The 14597-nt window shown below is 64.6% G+C and carries 16 protein-coding genes; 8 read left to right on the top strand and 8 right to left on the bottom strand.

Features of this window, described 5'->3' with window-relative positions; genetic code table 11:
* Window positions 1–95 precede the first annotated feature (95 nt).
* Both PSV33_RS04925 and PSV33_RS04920 read left to right on the top strand, forming a co-directional pair.
* The gene (locus PSV33_RS04925) at window positions 96–764 is read left to right on the top strand and encodes a cysteine hydrolase (protein WP_300559416.1); all 669 of its coding nucleotides are present in this window, start codon (window positions 96–98) and stop codon (window positions 762–764) included.
* Between the two features lie 9 nt (window positions 765–773).
* Window positions 774–1502: a GntR family transcriptional regulator gene (locus tag PSV33_RS04920; RefSeq protein ID WP_300559414.1), complete on the top strand. Its 729-nt coding sequence runs from the start codon at window positions 774–776 to the stop codon at window positions 1500–1502.
* A gap of 65 nt (window positions 1503–1567) precedes the next feature.
* On the opposite strand, the gene PSV33_RS04915 is transcribed toward PSV33_RS04920, so the two are convergent.
* A complete protein-coding gene (locus tag PSV33_RS04915) occupies window positions 1568–3388 on the bottom strand; it encodes an ABC transporter ATP-binding protein (protein ID WP_300559410.1) in 1821 nt (606 codons plus the stop codon).
* Window positions 3389–3581: 193 nt separating this feature from the next.
* Here PSV33_RS04915 and PSV33_RS04910 point away from each other — a divergent pair, with 193 nt between their 5' ends.
* Entirely contained in the window at window positions 3582–3746 is a 165-nt protein-coding gene (locus tag PSV33_RS04910) for a hypothetical protein (RefSeq protein ID WP_300559407.1), read from the top strand.
* Window positions 3747–3764: 18 nt separating this feature from the next.
* Here PSV33_RS04910 and PSV33_RS04905 read toward each other — a convergent pair whose 3' ends face one another.
* The 5 genes from PSV33_RS04905 to PSV33_RS04885 all read right to left on the bottom strand — a co-directional run bounded on the left by PSV33_RS04905 (window position 3765) and on the right by PSV33_RS04885 (window position 8660).
* Window positions 3765–6302 (bottom strand): cation-translocating P-type ATPase, encoded by a 2538-nt coding sequence (locus PSV33_RS04905; protein ID WP_300559404.1) that lies wholly within the window; start codon window positions 6300–6302, stop codon window positions 3765–3767.
* Between the two features lie 150 nt (window positions 6303–6452).
* Window positions 6453–7007, bottom strand: coding sequence for a cytochrome b (locus PSV33_RS04900; protein ID WP_300559401.1), 555 nt, complete (start codon window positions 7005–7007; stop codon window positions 6453–6455).
* Between the two features lie 22 nt (window positions 7008–7029).
* Window positions 7030–7359 (bottom strand): BON domain-containing protein, encoded by a 330-nt coding sequence (locus PSV33_RS04895; RefSeq protein WP_300559398.1) that lies wholly within the window; start codon window positions 7357–7359, stop codon window positions 7030–7032.
* 285 nt (window positions 7360–7644) lie between these two features.
* Complete coding sequence (locus PSV33_RS04890; protein WP_300559395.1) at window positions 7645–8409, bottom strand: cytochrome b/b6 domain-containing protein; 765 nt, start codon at window positions 8407–8409, stop codon at window positions 7645–7647.
* A gap of 17 nt (window positions 8410–8426) precedes the next feature.
* Entirely contained in the window at window positions 8427–8660 is a 234-nt protein-coding gene (locus PSV33_RS04885; RefSeq protein WP_300559392.1) for a hypothetical protein, read from the bottom strand.
* A gap of 118 nt (window positions 8661–8778) precedes the next feature.
* On the opposite strand from PSV33_RS04885, the gene PSV33_RS04880 reads away from it, so the two are divergent.
* Genes PSV33_RS04880 through PSV33_RS04870 form a run of 3 tightly spaced genes read left to right on the top strand, consistent with a single transcriptional unit; the run spans window position 8779 to window position 11290 of the window.
* Window positions 8779–9180 carry a PepSY domain-containing protein gene (locus tag PSV33_RS04880; RefSeq protein WP_300559389.1) on the top strand — a complete coding sequence of 134 codons (402 nt, stop codon included), beginning with the start codon at window positions 8779–8781 and terminating at the stop codon, window positions 9178–9180.
* Window positions 9181–9197: 17 nt separating this feature from the next.
* On the top strand, window positions 9198–9860 hold the full coding sequence (locus tag PSV33_RS04875; protein ID WP_300559386.1) for a response regulator transcription factor: 663 nt from the start codon (window positions 9198–9200) through the stop codon (window positions 9858–9860).
* Window positions 9857–11290, top strand: coding sequence for a sensor histidine kinase (locus PSV33_RS04870; RefSeq protein ID WP_300559384.1), 1434 nt, complete (start codon window positions 9857–9859; stop codon window positions 11288–11290). The genes PSV33_RS04875 and PSV33_RS04870 overlap by 4 nt, the downstream gene beginning before the upstream one ends.
* On the opposite strand, the gene PSV33_RS04865 is transcribed toward PSV33_RS04870, so the two are convergent.
* Complete coding sequence (locus PSV33_RS04865) at window positions 11280–12158, bottom strand: exodeoxyribonuclease III (protein ID WP_300559381.1); 879 nt, start codon at window positions 12156–12158, stop codon at window positions 11280–11282. The genes PSV33_RS04870 and PSV33_RS04865 overlap by 11 nt on opposite strands.
* Window positions 12159–12168: 10 nt before the next feature.
* On the opposite strand from PSV33_RS04865, the gene pyrE reads away from it, so the two are divergent.
* The gene (pyrE, locus tag PSV33_RS04860; RefSeq protein ID WP_300559379.1) at window positions 12169–12933 is read left to right on the top strand and encodes an orotate phosphoribosyltransferase; all 765 of its coding nucleotides are present in this window, start codon (window positions 12169–12171) and stop codon (window positions 12931–12933) included.
* Between the two features lie 12 nt (window positions 12934–12945).
* Entirely contained in the window at window positions 12946–13617 is a 672-nt protein-coding gene (locus PSV33_RS04855; RefSeq protein WP_366945582.1) for a DUF4124 domain-containing protein, read from the top strand.
* A 90-nt stretch (window positions 13618–13707) separates the two neighbouring features.
* Here PSV33_RS04855 and gatB read toward each other — a convergent pair.
* The coding region (gatB, locus tag PSV33_RS04850; protein WP_300559377.1) for an Asp-tRNA(Asn)/Glu-tRNA(Gln) amidotransferase subunit GatB at window positions 13708–14597 on the bottom strand (890 nt) is incomplete at its 5' end.

Raw genomic sequence — 14597 nt, 5'->3', positions numbered from 1 at the left:
ACAAGCCGGGCAACCCCCGGCCAGCCCGAAGCATCTCAACAGCCCGCACTGGCAAATTCCCCCAGCGGCAGCATGAAACCCGTACTGAATCCATCATGCAACTAACCCAGGCCCAACCCCTCCCCTACGACTTCGAGATGAAGTCAACGGCACTCGTCATCATCGACATGCAGCGCGACTTCATCGAGCCCGGTGGTTTTGGCGAGTCGCTGGGCAACAATGTCTCGCTGTTGCAGGCCATCGTGCCGGCCTGCCAGGCGGTGCTCGAAGCCTGGCGCAGCGCCGGCGGCCTCGTGGTGCACACCCGGGAAGCGCACCGGGCGGACCTGTCCGATTGCCCGCCTGCCAAGCGCAACCGCGGCAATCCTTCGCTGCGTATCGGCGACATGGGGACGATGGGCCGCATCCTGATCACCGGTGAGCCGGGCAACCAGATCATTGCCGCGCTGGCACCGCTGGCCGGCGAGATCGTTATCGACAAACCCGGCAAGGGCGCGTTCTACGCCACACCGCTGCACGAGCTGCTGCAGCAGGAAGGCATCACGCACCTGCTGTTCATGGGGGTCACCACCGAAGTCTGCGTGCAGACTTCCATGCGCGAAGCCAACGACCGCGGCTACGACAGCCTGCTGCTGGAAGACTGCACCGAGAGTTACTTCCCGGCCTTCAGGGCGGCGGCGGTGGAGATGGTGCGGGCGCAGGGCGCCATTGTTGGCTGGACCGCTGCCAGCGCCCAACTGCTGGCTTTGCTGCAAGACTGCTAGAGTTCCGCCATGCACACCGCTGCCCGCCCTTTGCCTGCCCTCGTCGAGGCCGCCGCCCACCGCTCGCGCGCCGACGAGGTGTACGAACAGCTCAAGCGCGACGTGTCCGAGTTCAAGCTGGTGCCGGGTGACCGCTTCACCGAAACTGAAATCAGCGAACGCCTGGGTGTGTCGCGCACACCGGTGCGCCAGGCCCTGTTCCGTCTGCAGCACGAAGGTTTTGTCGAGGTGTTGTTTCGCAGTGGCTGGCGCGTGTTGCCCTTTGACTTCAACCAGTTCGAAGAGCTTTATGACCTGCGCATGGTGCTGGAAACCACCGCCGCACATCGCCTGTGTGAAGACGCCCTGAAGGTCAACCCGGCGCTGCTGGATGACCTGGCCGCGATCTGGCTGGTCAGCCCCGAGCAGCGCAGCAGCGACACCGTTCAGGTCGCGCAGTGGGACGAGGCCTTTCACTGCGCACTGGTGGCGGCGGCCGGCAATGCCGAGATGGCCCGCGTGCACCGCGACGTGACCGAACGCATCCGCGTGATCCGCCGGCTCGACTTCACCAAGCAGCCGCGCATCGATGCAACCTATGAAGAACACGCCAAGATCCTCAAGGCGATCCAGCGCCGGCGCGGCGACCAGGCAGCCCTGCTACTGCGCGCCCACATTCAGGCCAGCCAGGCCGAGGTGCGGAAGATCACGCTGCACCAGGTGCACCTGGCACGCCAGCTGGGCCAGGCGGTTCGGTAGGCGCATTCGCCCGCAAAATCAGAATAAAAATCGGCTTCAGCCCTTGTGAAATGGGCGCTAATAGCTCATATATCCATAGCATCCGGAGGCGACAGAACGTCATCTTTTTCTTCTTCCGGCAACGGCTCCAGGGCGCGGCGCGGGTCCGGTCGTTCGCCGATCTGCTGGCGCCACATCGCGTAGTACAGGCCCTTGCGCTCCAGCAACGCGGCGTGGTTGCCGCTTTCCACGATGCGTCCCTTTTCCAGCACGAAGATGGTGTTGGCATGCATGATGGTCGAGAGCCGGTGCGCGATCAGCAGCGTGATCTGGCTGCTACGCGCCGACACGCGCCGCACGGTGTCGGTGATCTGTTCTTCGGTGATGGAGTCGAGTGCTGAGGTGGCCTCGTCGAAAATCAGCAGGCGCGGCTGACGGATCAGGGCGCGCGCAATCGACAGGCGCTGCTTTTCACCGCCGGACAACTTGGTGCCCATCTCGCCGATCTGTGTGTCCAGGCCCTCGGGGGACTTGTCCAGCAGGTAGGCGCAGGACGCCTGCTCCATCGCCGCCACAATCTCCGCATCGGTGGCGTCGGCCTTCACGAACTGCATGTTGTCGCGGATGGTGCCGGCAAACAGGTGTGTCTCCTGCGTCACAAAACCAATCTGCCGGCGCGCCTCGTTGTAGCGCAACTCGCGCGTGGAGATGTCGTTGTAGAAGACCTCGCCGCCGGCCGGTGTGTACAGGCCCACCAGCAGCTTGACCAGCGTGGATTTGCCCGAGCCGGACGGGCCCACAAACGCGATGGTGTCGCCCAGGCCGGCGGAAAACGAGATGTCCTCCAGCGCGTTGTCGGGTGCGCCCTTGTGCCGGAAGCTGACCTTGGCAAAGCGCAGGTGCGTGACGGGTCCGATGTCCTGCGGCGACTCGGGCCGTCGCTCCACCGGTTTTTTCATCAACGCGTCGAAGTTCAGCAACGAAGCCTCGACCTCGCGCCAGGCGACGATCACGTTGCCGAGGTCCTGCAGGGGCGCAAAAATCGCCACCGAGATGAACTGCATGGCGATCAGCTCGCCGGTGCTCAGCACGTCGCGGAAGATCAGCCACAACAGGGCAAACAGGATGCCGAGCTTGAGCAGGCTCAGCGTTGTGCCCTGCAGGAAGGACAACAGGCGGATGCGTTTGACCTTGCGCATCTCGAGCGCGAAGACCTGCAGGGTCTGTGTCTGCAGGCGCCGGATCTCGGTGAAGGTCAGGCCCAGGCTCTTGATCAGCTCGATGTTGCGCAGCGACTCCGCAATAAAGCCCGAATTGCGGTTGGTCTCGCGCACGATGGAGCGCTGCTGCGTCTTGATCTCGCGGCTCAGCAGCCCGGTCAGCCCGCCCATCACCAGCACGCCGACCAGGAACACCGGCACCAGCAGCCAGTGGGTGGTGATGGCATACCAGCAGAGAAAGCCCATGCCGACCAGCGCGGCAAACACGGTGTTGATGAAGGTGTTGATGAAACGTTCGCAGTCCGCGCGCACTTTCTGCAGCAGCGACAGGGTCTCCCCGCTGCGCAGGTCCTCGAACTCCTGGAACTTCAGGCGCAGTACCTGGCGCAGGCCGTCGTTGAAGATCTGTGTGCCGAAGCGCTGCACCACCAGCCGCGTCGCATACTCCTGCAGCGCCTTGGCCAGCCGCGACACCACGGCGACCACCACCGCCAGGCCCAGCAGCCAGAGCACGCCCGAGACCCGCTCCTCATCGGACATGCCGGGGTGGCCGACCGCGTAGCCGTCGATGATCTTGCCGAAAATGATCGGGTCAACCAGCGCCAGCACCTGGCTGATGGCCGCCAGCACCAGTGCCAGCACTGCCAGGGTACGGTGCGGGCGCAGGTAGGTCCAGAGGATGTGCATGGCTTGAGTTTAGAGCCGGTGCGATTCGCTGGACCGTTGAGTTGTTTTCCGCCGATGTGCCGGGGATGGCGACTGGCGTCCGGCAAGCATGACGGGAAAGTTCTTGCGGAATGATCCGTTCAGGTCGTGTTCATGCGCCGACCCTCATCATTCGTTTGCGGCTTGATATTGAGCCGCTACAACGGAGTTCATCATGAATCAGGATCTCAGGGCTTTCATATTTTCAATGGTGCGCATCGTCCTGCCGGCGGTTTTTCTGGTGGCGATGATGGCCTTTGTTTCCATTCCCTACACCTTGGGGCATCACCCTGGCGACCCGGTGGCCGCCGAATCCGGTGCTCCGCGCCATATGACCTGAGTGGGCCGAAGTCGGAGATCACGGCCCGGGCGCCTGCTTTCCCGGAGGGCCCATCGGCCGGCTGCGGACAGGCAGCACGGTTTTAATCAGGTGCAAGGGCACCAGCAGGCTCAGGCCGACGGCCAGCGCGGCCAGCCAGTCAGCCGCAGCCAGCGGTGCAAACCCGAAGGCCCGGGTCAGCGGCGGCGCGGTGGTGATCGCCGTCAACGCTAGCAGGGTACCCCCCAGCACCCAGAGGCTGACCGGCGTGAAGCCGGACCACAGGCTGCGCCACTTGCTCAGGCTGGACCGGCTGGGCACGATCAGCGCTGCGTTGGCCGTCACCAGCACCACAAAGGCCGCCGTGCTGGCCATGCCGGCCGGCACGTCCTGCACCAGTGTCCAGGCATACAGGCCGACCACCACGGCCATGACCAGCCCACCCTGAATCAGGCTCAAGGCGACATGCCACCCCGACAGCAGGGGCTCGGCGATCCGGCGGGGCGGTTGCGCCATCAGATCGTCGGCGCCTTCCTCGGCCTCAAACACGAGTGAGCACGCCGGATCGATGACCAGCTCCAGAAAGGCAATGTGCAGCGGTGCCAGCACCAGCGGCAGACCGAACAGTACCGGCAGCAAGGCCAGGCCCACGATGGGCACATGGACCGCCAGCGTGTAGACCATCGCCTGGCGCAGGTTGGCGAAAGTACGGCGTCCCCGGTGGATGGCCTGCACGATGGAGGAAAAATCGTCATGCAGCAGCACCAGCGCAGCGGCTTCACGCGCCACGTCGGTACCGCGTTGACCCATGGCGATGCCGATGTGTGCCGCCTTGAGCGCGGGTGCATCGTTGACCCCGTCCCCGGTCATGGCCACCACCTCGCCCTGGGCTTTCAGGGCTTGCACGATCGCCAGTTTCTGCTGTGGCTTGACGCGAGCGAAGATGTTGACCGACGCCACCCTGTGTGCCAGCGCAGGTTCCTCCATGGCGGCGATGTCGTCGCCCGTCAGCACGGAGGTACTTTCGATGCCGGCTTGGGCCGCGATGGCCGCAGCGGTGCGCGGGTGGTCGCCCGTGATCATCACCACCCGGATGCCGGCGCGCCGGCACTCTGCCACGGCCGCAGGCACCTCGGCCCGCAGGGGGTCGGCCAGACCGACCAGCCCCACCCACTCGAAATCGAAGTCGTGCTGCCTGTCCGGCCAGCCGCCGCCGGTGTTGTGGTGGCGGGCCCGCGCCACGCCCAGCACACGCAGGCCGCTATCGGCCATGCGCGCCGCCTGCGCAGCGAGCCGGTCCCGACGGACATCGGTCAGGTGGCACAGCGCAGCCACCGCTTCCGGCGCCCCCTTGGTGGCGACGACGTCGTCCGCAAGCGTGCTGTTGCGCCACAAGTGGCTCATGGCAAGGAGCTGGGGCGACAGTTCGTATTCCCGTGCCAGCGTCCACTGCGGATGCAGGTGGCCGCTGCCCTCCAGCTGTGCGGCGGCCAGCGCGTGCAGGGCCCGCTCCATCGGGTCGTGCGGATCGATCTCGCTGGCCAGCACGGCGTATTCAAGCAGTTCATGAAAGGCTTCAGGCAGACCTGCTGGCGCCAGATCCCGCAGGTCCAGTGTCTGCTCGCCGACGGCGAGGGCCGCCACGGCCATGCGGTTTTCGGTCAGGGTGCCGGTCTTGTCGACGCACAGCACGGTGGTCTGCCCCAGGGTCTCGATGGCGTTGAGTCGCCGCGTCAGCACCTGCTGAGCGGCCAGGCGGCGCGCGGCCAGCGCCAGAAACACGATCATGATGACCGGCAGTTCCTGCGGCAGAATGCCCATGGCCAGGGTGATGCCGGCCAGGAGCGCGTCAAGCCAGCCGCCGCGCAGCGCCCAGAAGAGCAGGGACAGCGCCAGGCACAGAGACAGGCCGATAACCACCAGACGGCGTGTCAGTCGCGCCACTTCTTCACGCAGGGGCGATGCCTGCAATTCAATGGTCTGCAGCGACTGGCCGATGCGCCCCAGTTCGGTTCGGCGTCCGGTGGCTGTCACGCGCATGAGGCCCTGTCCCCTGACCACCAGCGTGCCGGCGAACACCCGCTCTCCAGGCAGTTGCTTGGCCACCGCTTCGGACTCCCCCGTGAGCATGGACTCGTCCGTTGCCAGCTCATGCGCCTGCAGCAGCTCGCCGTCGGCAGGCACGCGGTCGCCCTCGGCCAGCAGGAGTACGTCTTCGCGCACCACCTCCCGTCCAGGGATGCGCAGCGTCTCGCCGCCACGTAGCACCAGGGCCCGCGGGCTGGACAGGTCGCGCAGAGCCTCCAGGGCGTTGTCGGTGCGACGCTCCTGCAAAACGGTGGTGGTCATGATGATGACCACAAAGCCGAGCAGGATCAATGCCTCATGCGCGTCTCCCATGGCGAGGTAGATCGCGCCGGCGCCCAGCAGCAGCAGGAACATCGGCTCGCGCACCACCTCCCAGGCCATGCCCTGCAGGGTGCGCCGCTGGCTCACACCGAGTTCGTTGGGACCCTCGTCGCGCAGGCGTTGCGCAGCTGTGGCCGGGGTCAGGCCCGCGGGCGATTCCTCATTCACGAGGTATCGCCTGTCACGGTCAACATGTGTTTTGCCGGTGTCATCACGGCAAGTGCTCCGTGTCGCGCCATCGGTGGCAACAGATCTTCACGGGATGGATCAACTGCAAGGGTTGTGGAGGGTGAGCGAGCTGTAGCCATTGTCCAAGTGTCAGTAGGGAAGCATCCGGCGCAGCGTGTTGTCGCGAACGAAGTAGTGATGGAACAGGGCTGCGGCTGCATGCATCCCGATCAGGAAGTAGCCGATCCCGGCGCCAGTTTCGTGAAGGTCCTTGGCCCATTTAGCGACGGACTTGCTCTCGTTGACGAGTGCCGGGAGCTGGACGAAGAAGAACGGAATCGCCTGGCCCTCTGCGCTGAGCGTCAGCCATCCAAGCAGCGGCATGCCGATCATCAGGGCATAGAGCGCCACGAGCATCAGACGGCTCGGCACAACTTGCCACCGAGGTGGAGCGGGCTGGATGGGCGGCGTTGCGCTGGACAGACGGAGAACCATACGCACGGCAACGAGCATCAGAACCGAGAGCCCCAGCATGAAATGCCAGTTCTTGAGCCCGACCCTGAGATCACTGCCCTTTGGGAAGTTTTCACTCAGTTCCATGCAGGCATAGATGGCGGCAATCACGATGAGCATGAGCCAATGAAGTGCGATGGAAGCCCTGCCGTACCGGGCAGCACCTGGATTCTCAGAGATAGTGACGCTCATGTCGATATGCCTGTCGTTTTATTCATTTCTTCAGGGTCAGTTCATCGTGAATGGAGTGAACGCCGTCGGTCCCCCGGGTGAGCTTGATGGCAGCATCGATCTGGCTCTGGGTGTTGACGATACCCGTCAGGCGCACATCCCCTTTCAGCGTGATGATGCTGATGGCGAACTTCGTCAGGACAGGGTCCCGCAGCAAAGCCGCCTTGACGTTTGCTGTCACGTCGGCATCTGCAACATGGGCTGCGGTCGTCTGCGCAACTCCGCCGGCTTCAGGCGGCTTGTTGCAACCTGCCAACAATGCAAAAGCGCCCAAGGCCATGCTGCAGATCAGCGTTCGAAAGTATCGGTTCATTCCGGTTTCCTCATGGGTTGGCGGTGTGTCCGCCAGATAACTGCCAGTGCAGCACGGAAGTAGCGAAACAAGATGAAAGTGATGACCTTTTCATGTTCCGATATTTTCGGGTTGCCCTGCGCGGGGCCAATTAATGGAGATGTCGGGCGACCGTCCGTGCGTTGCCGGACCATGAACCACTTTAGGCCGCTGTATTGAAGAGGTGCTTGCGCCATATCAATTCTCATTGCGCAACATTCTTTCCTCGCTGGTGATGATGGAAGCCGGAAGCCGGGAGAGGCCTTGTCAGTCGTCATCGTGGGCATGTCCGGCCGCCGGGCTGTTCCAGGCTTTGTTGGAAATCAGGCCGTTCGGTGATTGCTGCCACTCCCAGGCACCGAAGGCCAGCACGGCGAGCAGCAGCAGGGCGGCCAGCCAGCCGCGGTTCTTCTGCACCAGATCCGGCCCCTTGCCGTCGATCCGGCCGGTCAGCATGGGCAGGGCCTGGTTTTTGCGCCGCAGCAGGCTCAGGCCCGCGATGAGCGCCAGGTGGGCCAGAACGACAAACAAAAACGCCTCCCCGAAAAATTCGTGGACCTCTTCCAGCCAGTCGCCGCCGAGAAAGTCGCCCCAGTCGTTGTAGGTGGCATAACCGCTGAGCGTCAGCGGCACCACCATCAGCAGCAGGGCCACCACGGCCAGCGCCATCAGCAGGTTCTGACCTTGCCGCCAGTTGATGCTGGCCGGCGATTGGCTTTGGGTGAGCGAGCGCAGCCACGCCGGCGCGCCGGCCAACTTGCGCCACATCAGGCCCAGGCCTGCCTGGCGCGGGCCCAGCAGGCCATACAGCACACGAAAGACCAGCAGGCCGGCCAGGGTGTAGCCGAGCGTGACATGTAGCAGCCGCCAGCTTTCGCCGTCAGCGGTCACGTAGGCGCCGAGAAAACTCAGCGCGAAAAGCCAGTGGAACATGCGCGTCGGCGCGTCGGTCACGCGGCGACCCGGCGTGGGCGCTGCCGGCGCTGCCTGGGCAGTGGTGGGGATGGTGTGGGTGGAGGGGGTGGCATGCATGGTGGTTCTCCTTGTGTTCAGTCGTTCCAGGCCCGGCGGTAAGGGGTGTCAAGCCCGGCCGGGAAGCGGATGTTGTCGTCGTTGAAATAACCCTTGTCGGCCTTGCCCGGGGTCCCGGCCTTGGCGCTCCAGCGACTGAGCTGCGCTGCCGGCGTGATGTCGCTCGCCTGGCTGATGGCCGGCAGCAGCGCACTGGCCAGCATGGCGGCCAGCAGCAAGGCGGCGGGAAAGAAGCTGCGGAGCAGTGTCATGGCGGGGGCTTCCTGCGTTGTGGCTGGGTGTGGGCATGTATTTTTGGCAGGGCCGCTTGAACCTTTCCTGAAGGCGCCGTTCATCTGCGGTTCACAATAGGTGCAGGACAATCACGCCATGACCTCCGACCCGTCTTCCCTCAGCACCGGCAAACGCCGCGGTTCGCGGCCGGGCGGGCTGGTGCTGCTGGTGCTGCTGGTTGGCAGCCTGGGGCTGCAGCCGGCCTGGTCCGGCAGCAAGGACGACCACAACCGTGCGCGCCAGGCGGTTCAGGCCGGTCAGGTGTTGCCGCTGCGCAGCGTGCTGGAACGGCTGGAGCGCGAGCACCCGGGTCAGGTCATGGAAGTCGAACTGGAACAGGAAGAAGGAGACGGCCGCTGGATCTACGAAGTCAAACTGCTTGAGCCCGGGGGCCAGCTGGTCAAGCTCAAGCTCGACGCCCGGACCGGTGCGCTGTTGCCCGGCAAGGGCCATGGCAGTGGCGACGAGCGCCGCAGCAGCCGCGATGCGCGTCCCTGACACCCCGCGACCCGTCCATGCGCATCCTCCTGGTTGAAGACGAACCCACGCTGCGCGCCCAGTTGCGTGCCGGCCTGCGGGACGCCGGCTACGCGGTGGACGAGGCCGACAACGGCCGTGATGCCCACTTTCTCGGCGATACCGAGGCCTTCGATGCCGTGGTGCTGGATCTGGGCCTGCCGGTGCTGGACGGCCTGACCGTGCTCAAGCGCTGGCGCGACGGCGGGCGAACGATGCCGGTGCTGATCCTGACGGCGCGCGACAACTGGCACGAAAAAGTGGCCGGCATCGACGCCGGGGCCGACGACTACCTCACCAAACCTTTCCACATGGAAGAGCTGCTGGCACGCGTGCGCGCGCTGATCCGCCGCGCCGGCGGCCTGGCCTCGGCGGTGCTGCAATGCGGCGCCTTGGCGCTGGACACACGCAGTGGCCGTGTCACGCTGGCCGGCCAGCCCGTGAGCCTGACCAGCCATGAATACAAGGTGCTGGACTACCTGATGCACCGCCCCGGCGCCGTGGTGTCACGCACCGAGCTCACCGAACACATTTACGCCCAGGACTTTGAGCGCGACTCCAACACCATCGAGGTGTTTGTGGGCCGCCTGCGCCGCAAGCTGCCGCCCGAACTGATCGAAACGGTGCGCGGGCTGGGTTACCGGCTGGTGCTGCCGCCATGAGCATCTGGCGCCGGGCCACGTCGCTGCGCTTTCGGCTGCTGGCCGCGACGCTGGTGGCGCTGGCGCTGGCGCTGCTGCTCGCAGGCGTGCTGCTCAGCGGGTTGTTCCGCGACCACGTGATGCGGCAGTTCGAGTCTGCGCTGACGCTGCAGCTCGACCAGCTCACCGCCCGGCTCGAGTTCGATGCCACCGGCCAGCCACAGATCGACCCCCAGGCCCTGTCCGACCCGCGCTGGCAAAAACCGTATTCGGGTCTGTACTGGCAGCTGGACCGCACCACTGCTGATGGTTTGTCCCGCGCGGGCGTGCTGCGCTCGCGCTCGCTGTGGGACACCAGCCTGCCGCTGCTCGCCGATGAGCTGGCCGATGGCGCGGTGCATGTGCACCAGGGCAGGGGTCCGCTCGACGCCCCGCTGCTGATCCTGGAGCGCAAGGTAAAAATCGCTGAACAGCCCGATGCCCGCTGGCGCATCGTGGTGGCGGCCGACATGCAGGAAATCACCGGGGCCGTAGCCAGCTTCAATGGTGTGATGGCGGCTTCGCTGGCGGTGCTGCTGGTGTTGCTCGTGCTGGCGGCGCTGGCACAGGTGGCGGTGGGGCTGTCGCCCCTGCATGCCATGCAGCGCGCGCTGGCCGATGTACATGAGGGGCGGACGCAGCGCCTGCAGGGGCGCTTTCCCACCGAAGTGCAGCCGCTGATCGACGATTTCAACGACGTGCTTGACCGCAACACCGAGGTGGTGACGCGCGCGCGCACCCAGGCGGGCAACCTGGCCCATGCGCTCAAGACGCCGCTGTCGGTGCTGGATCAGGCCGCGACGGGGACGCTGGCAGCGCCGGGCAGCGAACTGGCCCGGCTGGTCAAGGAGCAGGTGGGGCTGTCACGCCGCCACATTGACTGGCACCTGGCCCGTGCCCGTGTGGCCGCGACCCAGCGCCTGCCTGGCCAGCGCACCGCGCTCGGGCCGGTGCTGGCCGGCCTGGTGCGGGTGATGGAGCGGGTCCATGCCGCAAGAGGCATCGACATCACCCTGCTGGCTGCCGATGCGCCGCTGTTTTTCGCCGGCGAGGAGCAGGATCTGCAGGAAATGCTGGGCAATCTGCTGGACAACGCCTGCAAGTGGGCGCGGTCAAACGTGACGGTGAAGACCGAACCCGTCATCGGCAGTGCGCCGCTCCAGATGCAGATCCATATCGAGGACGATGGCCCCGGGATTGATGCTGAAAACCTCGCGCTGGTCGGCGCCCGGGGTGTGCGCCTGGACGAGTCGGTTCCCGGCACCGGGCTGGGCCTGGCCATCGTGCAGGATCTGGTGGGTTTGTACGGCGGTGCGCTCAGTTTGCAGCCAGCCGCTGGTGGCGGGTTGCATGCCACTTTGCGCCTGCCGGCCGCCGTGGCGCCCGGCGCCAGCGCAGAGGTCAGAGCTTGAAGGCGTAGTCCACCGTGATCGGCGCATGGTCGGAAAAACGCTGGGTCTTGTAAATCGTTTCGCTTTGGGCCAGGGCTGCCACGGCCGGCGTGGCCAAGTGGTAATCCAGCCGCCAGCCCACATTCTTGGCATAGGCCTGGCCGCGGTTGCTCCACCAGGTGTAGGCCTCGTCGGTGGCCGTGGGCTGCAGCTTGCGGTACACGTCGACCATGCCGCCACCGCGTGTGGCCTTTGATGTGGGCTGGCCGGTGCCACCGGTCATTGCTTCAAGTGCTTCTTCGGCGACCTCTGCATCGCGCAGCAATTCGGTCATCCAGGCGCGCTCTTCGGGCAGGAAGCCGCTGTTCTTTTTGTTGCCCTTGAAGTTCTTCAGGTCGATCTCCTGGTGCGCGATGTTGATGTCGCCGCAGAGCACGAAGTCGCGCGTTTCCTTGAGCTTGGCCAGGTAGGGGTAAAACTCGGCCAGGAAGCGGAACTTGGCCGCCTGCCGCTCCTCGCCGGAGGAGCCGCTCGGAAAGTAGCAGCTGATGATGGACAGCTTGGGCGCCTGCTTGCGGCCAGGCCTGTCAAAACGCAGCTCCACATAACGGCCCTCGGCGTCGAACTCGTGCGAGCCGTAGCCGGTGATCACATCGCTGGGCTCATGGCGGCTGTACACCGCGACCCCGGAGTAGCCCTTCTTCTCGGCGAAGTGAAAATGCCCCTTGAGCCCGGCGATGTCTTCGAAACGGCCGGCCACGTCGGCCGCCTGGGCCTTGAGCTCCTGCATGCAAATACAATCCGGCTGGGTCTGAGCCACCCATTCGGGCATGCCCTTGGTGGCGGCGGAACGGATGCCGTTGAGGTTCAGGCTGGTTAATTTAAACATGGGACTTCCAATGAGCATCACAAAGGGTACGCCAGCGCAGCAACAGGACAGCCGCCCAAGCGCCGAAGAGGGCCGGCTTGCGCAGGAATTCGTGCAGTTTGCCATCGAGTCGGGCGTGCTGCGTTTTGGCGAGTTCAAGACCAAGGCCGGGCGGCTGAGCCCCTACTTTTTCAATGCGGGGCTGTTTGACGACGGCGCCAAGCTCGGCCGGCTCGCACAATTTTATGCGCGCGGCCTGCTGCTCGAGGAGAAAACGCGCGGCCTTCAGTTCGACATGATTTTCGGCCCGGCCTACAAGGGCATTCCGCTTGCGGCGGCGGTTGCCGTGGAACTCGCCCGGCTGGGCCGCAACGTGCCTTTTGCCTACAACCGCAAGGAAGCCAAGGACCACGGCGAAGGCGGCACACTCGTCGGCGCGCCGGTCAGGGGGCGGGTGCTGATCATCGACGACGTGATTTCGGCCGGCACGGCCACGCGCGAGTCGATCGCCATCATCCGGGCGGCCGGGGCGACCCCCCATGCGGTGGCGATTGCGCTGGACCGCCAGGAAAAAGCCACGGAGGGCGGCGAAGACGTGAACTACAGCGCCGTGCAATATGTTACGAATCAACTGGGCCTCCACGTTTTCGCGATTGCCCGTTTGACCGACTTGCTGCAGTATCTGTCTGAGGCCAGTCCTGCGCCGCAAGACGGCGCGGAACTTGTGGTCGGCGATTCGCTTCAGACCCATTACCAGCATGTGCTGGCTTACCGACAGCGCTACGGCGTGGATTAAGGACCTTCGGCGATGCAAATGCGTGTTCAGATGATGGCGGCTGTGGTTTGGATCGCACTGGCCGCAGGTGTGAACAGCATCGCCCAGACCCAGGGCATCTACAGCTGTGTCGATGCTGCGGGCCGCAAGATCACCGCCGACCGTCCGATTGCCGAATGTATCGACCGTCCGCAGCGGCAAATCAATCCTTCGGGCACCGTCAAACGTGTCGTCGGCCCCTCGCTGACGGCGCAGGAAAAAGCCGCGCAGGAGCAGAAAGACAGGGTGGCCGCCGAAGTGCGTGCCCGCGAGGCAGAGGAAAAGCGCCGCGACCGGGCGCTGCTGCTGCGTTATCCGAGCCGGACCGTGCACGACAAGGAACGCGCCGAGGCGCTGGAGCAGATCGACGAAGTCATCAAGGCCGCCAGCAAACGCACAACTGAACTGGCCGGCCAGCGCAAGGCGATTGATGCCGATTTCGAGTTTTACAAATCCGATCCGGCCAAGGCGCCGGCTTCGCTCAAGCGCCGGCTGGAAGAAAACGACAGCAGCGTGGCGGTACAGAAACGTTTTATTGCCGACCAGGAGGCAGAGAAAAAACGCGTCAACATGCGTTTCGACGAAGAACTGGTCAAGCTCAACCAGTTGTGGGCGATGGGCGGTGCGACGCCCGCCGCTGCGGCAGCGCCCACTGCCAAAAAGTAAAACTACAGAGAAAAAGGGCCGTCAGCCCTTGCTGTTATTGCGGAAGATGCTACGTTTTTAGTAGCAATCTGCTGCCATCCCGGCCACGCTTCAGCCCAGCTTTTTCTTCAGCAACTCATTGACCTGCGCGGGGTTGGCCTTGCCGTTGGTGGCTTTCATGGCCTGACCGACCAGGGCATTCATGGCCTTGGCATTGCCGGCCTTCACCTCTTCAACGTTTTTGACATTGGCCGCCAGCACGTCATCAATGATTTTTTCAAGCTCGCCGGTGTCGCTCATCTGTTTGAGGCCTTTGGCTTCGATGAGGGCATCCACCTCCGCGCCTTCGCCCGTCCACAAGGCCTCGAACACCTGCCTGGCAGCGTTGTTTGAAACCGTACCATCGGCGATCCGGGTTATCAGGGCGGCGAGTTGCGCCGCACCGACGGCCGAGGCCTCGATCTGTTTTTCTTCATTGTTCAGTCGCCTGGACAATTCACCCATCACCCAGTTGCTGGCCAGCTTGGCTTGCCTGCTGGTCGTGGCGACGGTTTCGAAGTAGGCCGCCACAGCCTTGCTTTGCGTCAACTGACCCGCATCGTATTCGGGCAAGCCGTAATCGGAAACAAAGCGCGCGGCCATCACGCGCGGCAGTTCACTCATCTCGGCGCGCGTGCGTTCGACCCAGTCGCGTCCAATCACCAGCGGCGGCAGATCCGGATCAGGAAAGTAGCGGTAGTCCGCTGCGTCTTCCTTGGTGCGCATGGCACGTGTTTCTCCGGTGTCCGGGTCGAACAGCACGGTGGCCTGCTGGATTGCATGGCCATCCTCGATCTGTTCGATCTGCCAGCGGATCTCGTAATCGATGGCCTGCTGCATGAACTTGAAGCTGTTCAGGTTCTTGATCTCGCGGCGCGTACCCAGTTCGGCGCCGGGTTTGCGCACTGACACATTGGCGTCGCAGCGGAAGCTGCCTTCCTGCATGTTGCCGTCGCAGATGC

The organism is Polaromonas sp., from assembly GCF_029945895.1.
Lineage (GTDB): Bacteria > Pseudomonadota > Gammaproteobacteria > Burkholderiales > Burkholderiaceae_C > Polaromonas.
Note: the sequence above shows the minus strand (reverse complement) of the source record. Positions and strands in the feature narration are given on the sequence as shown.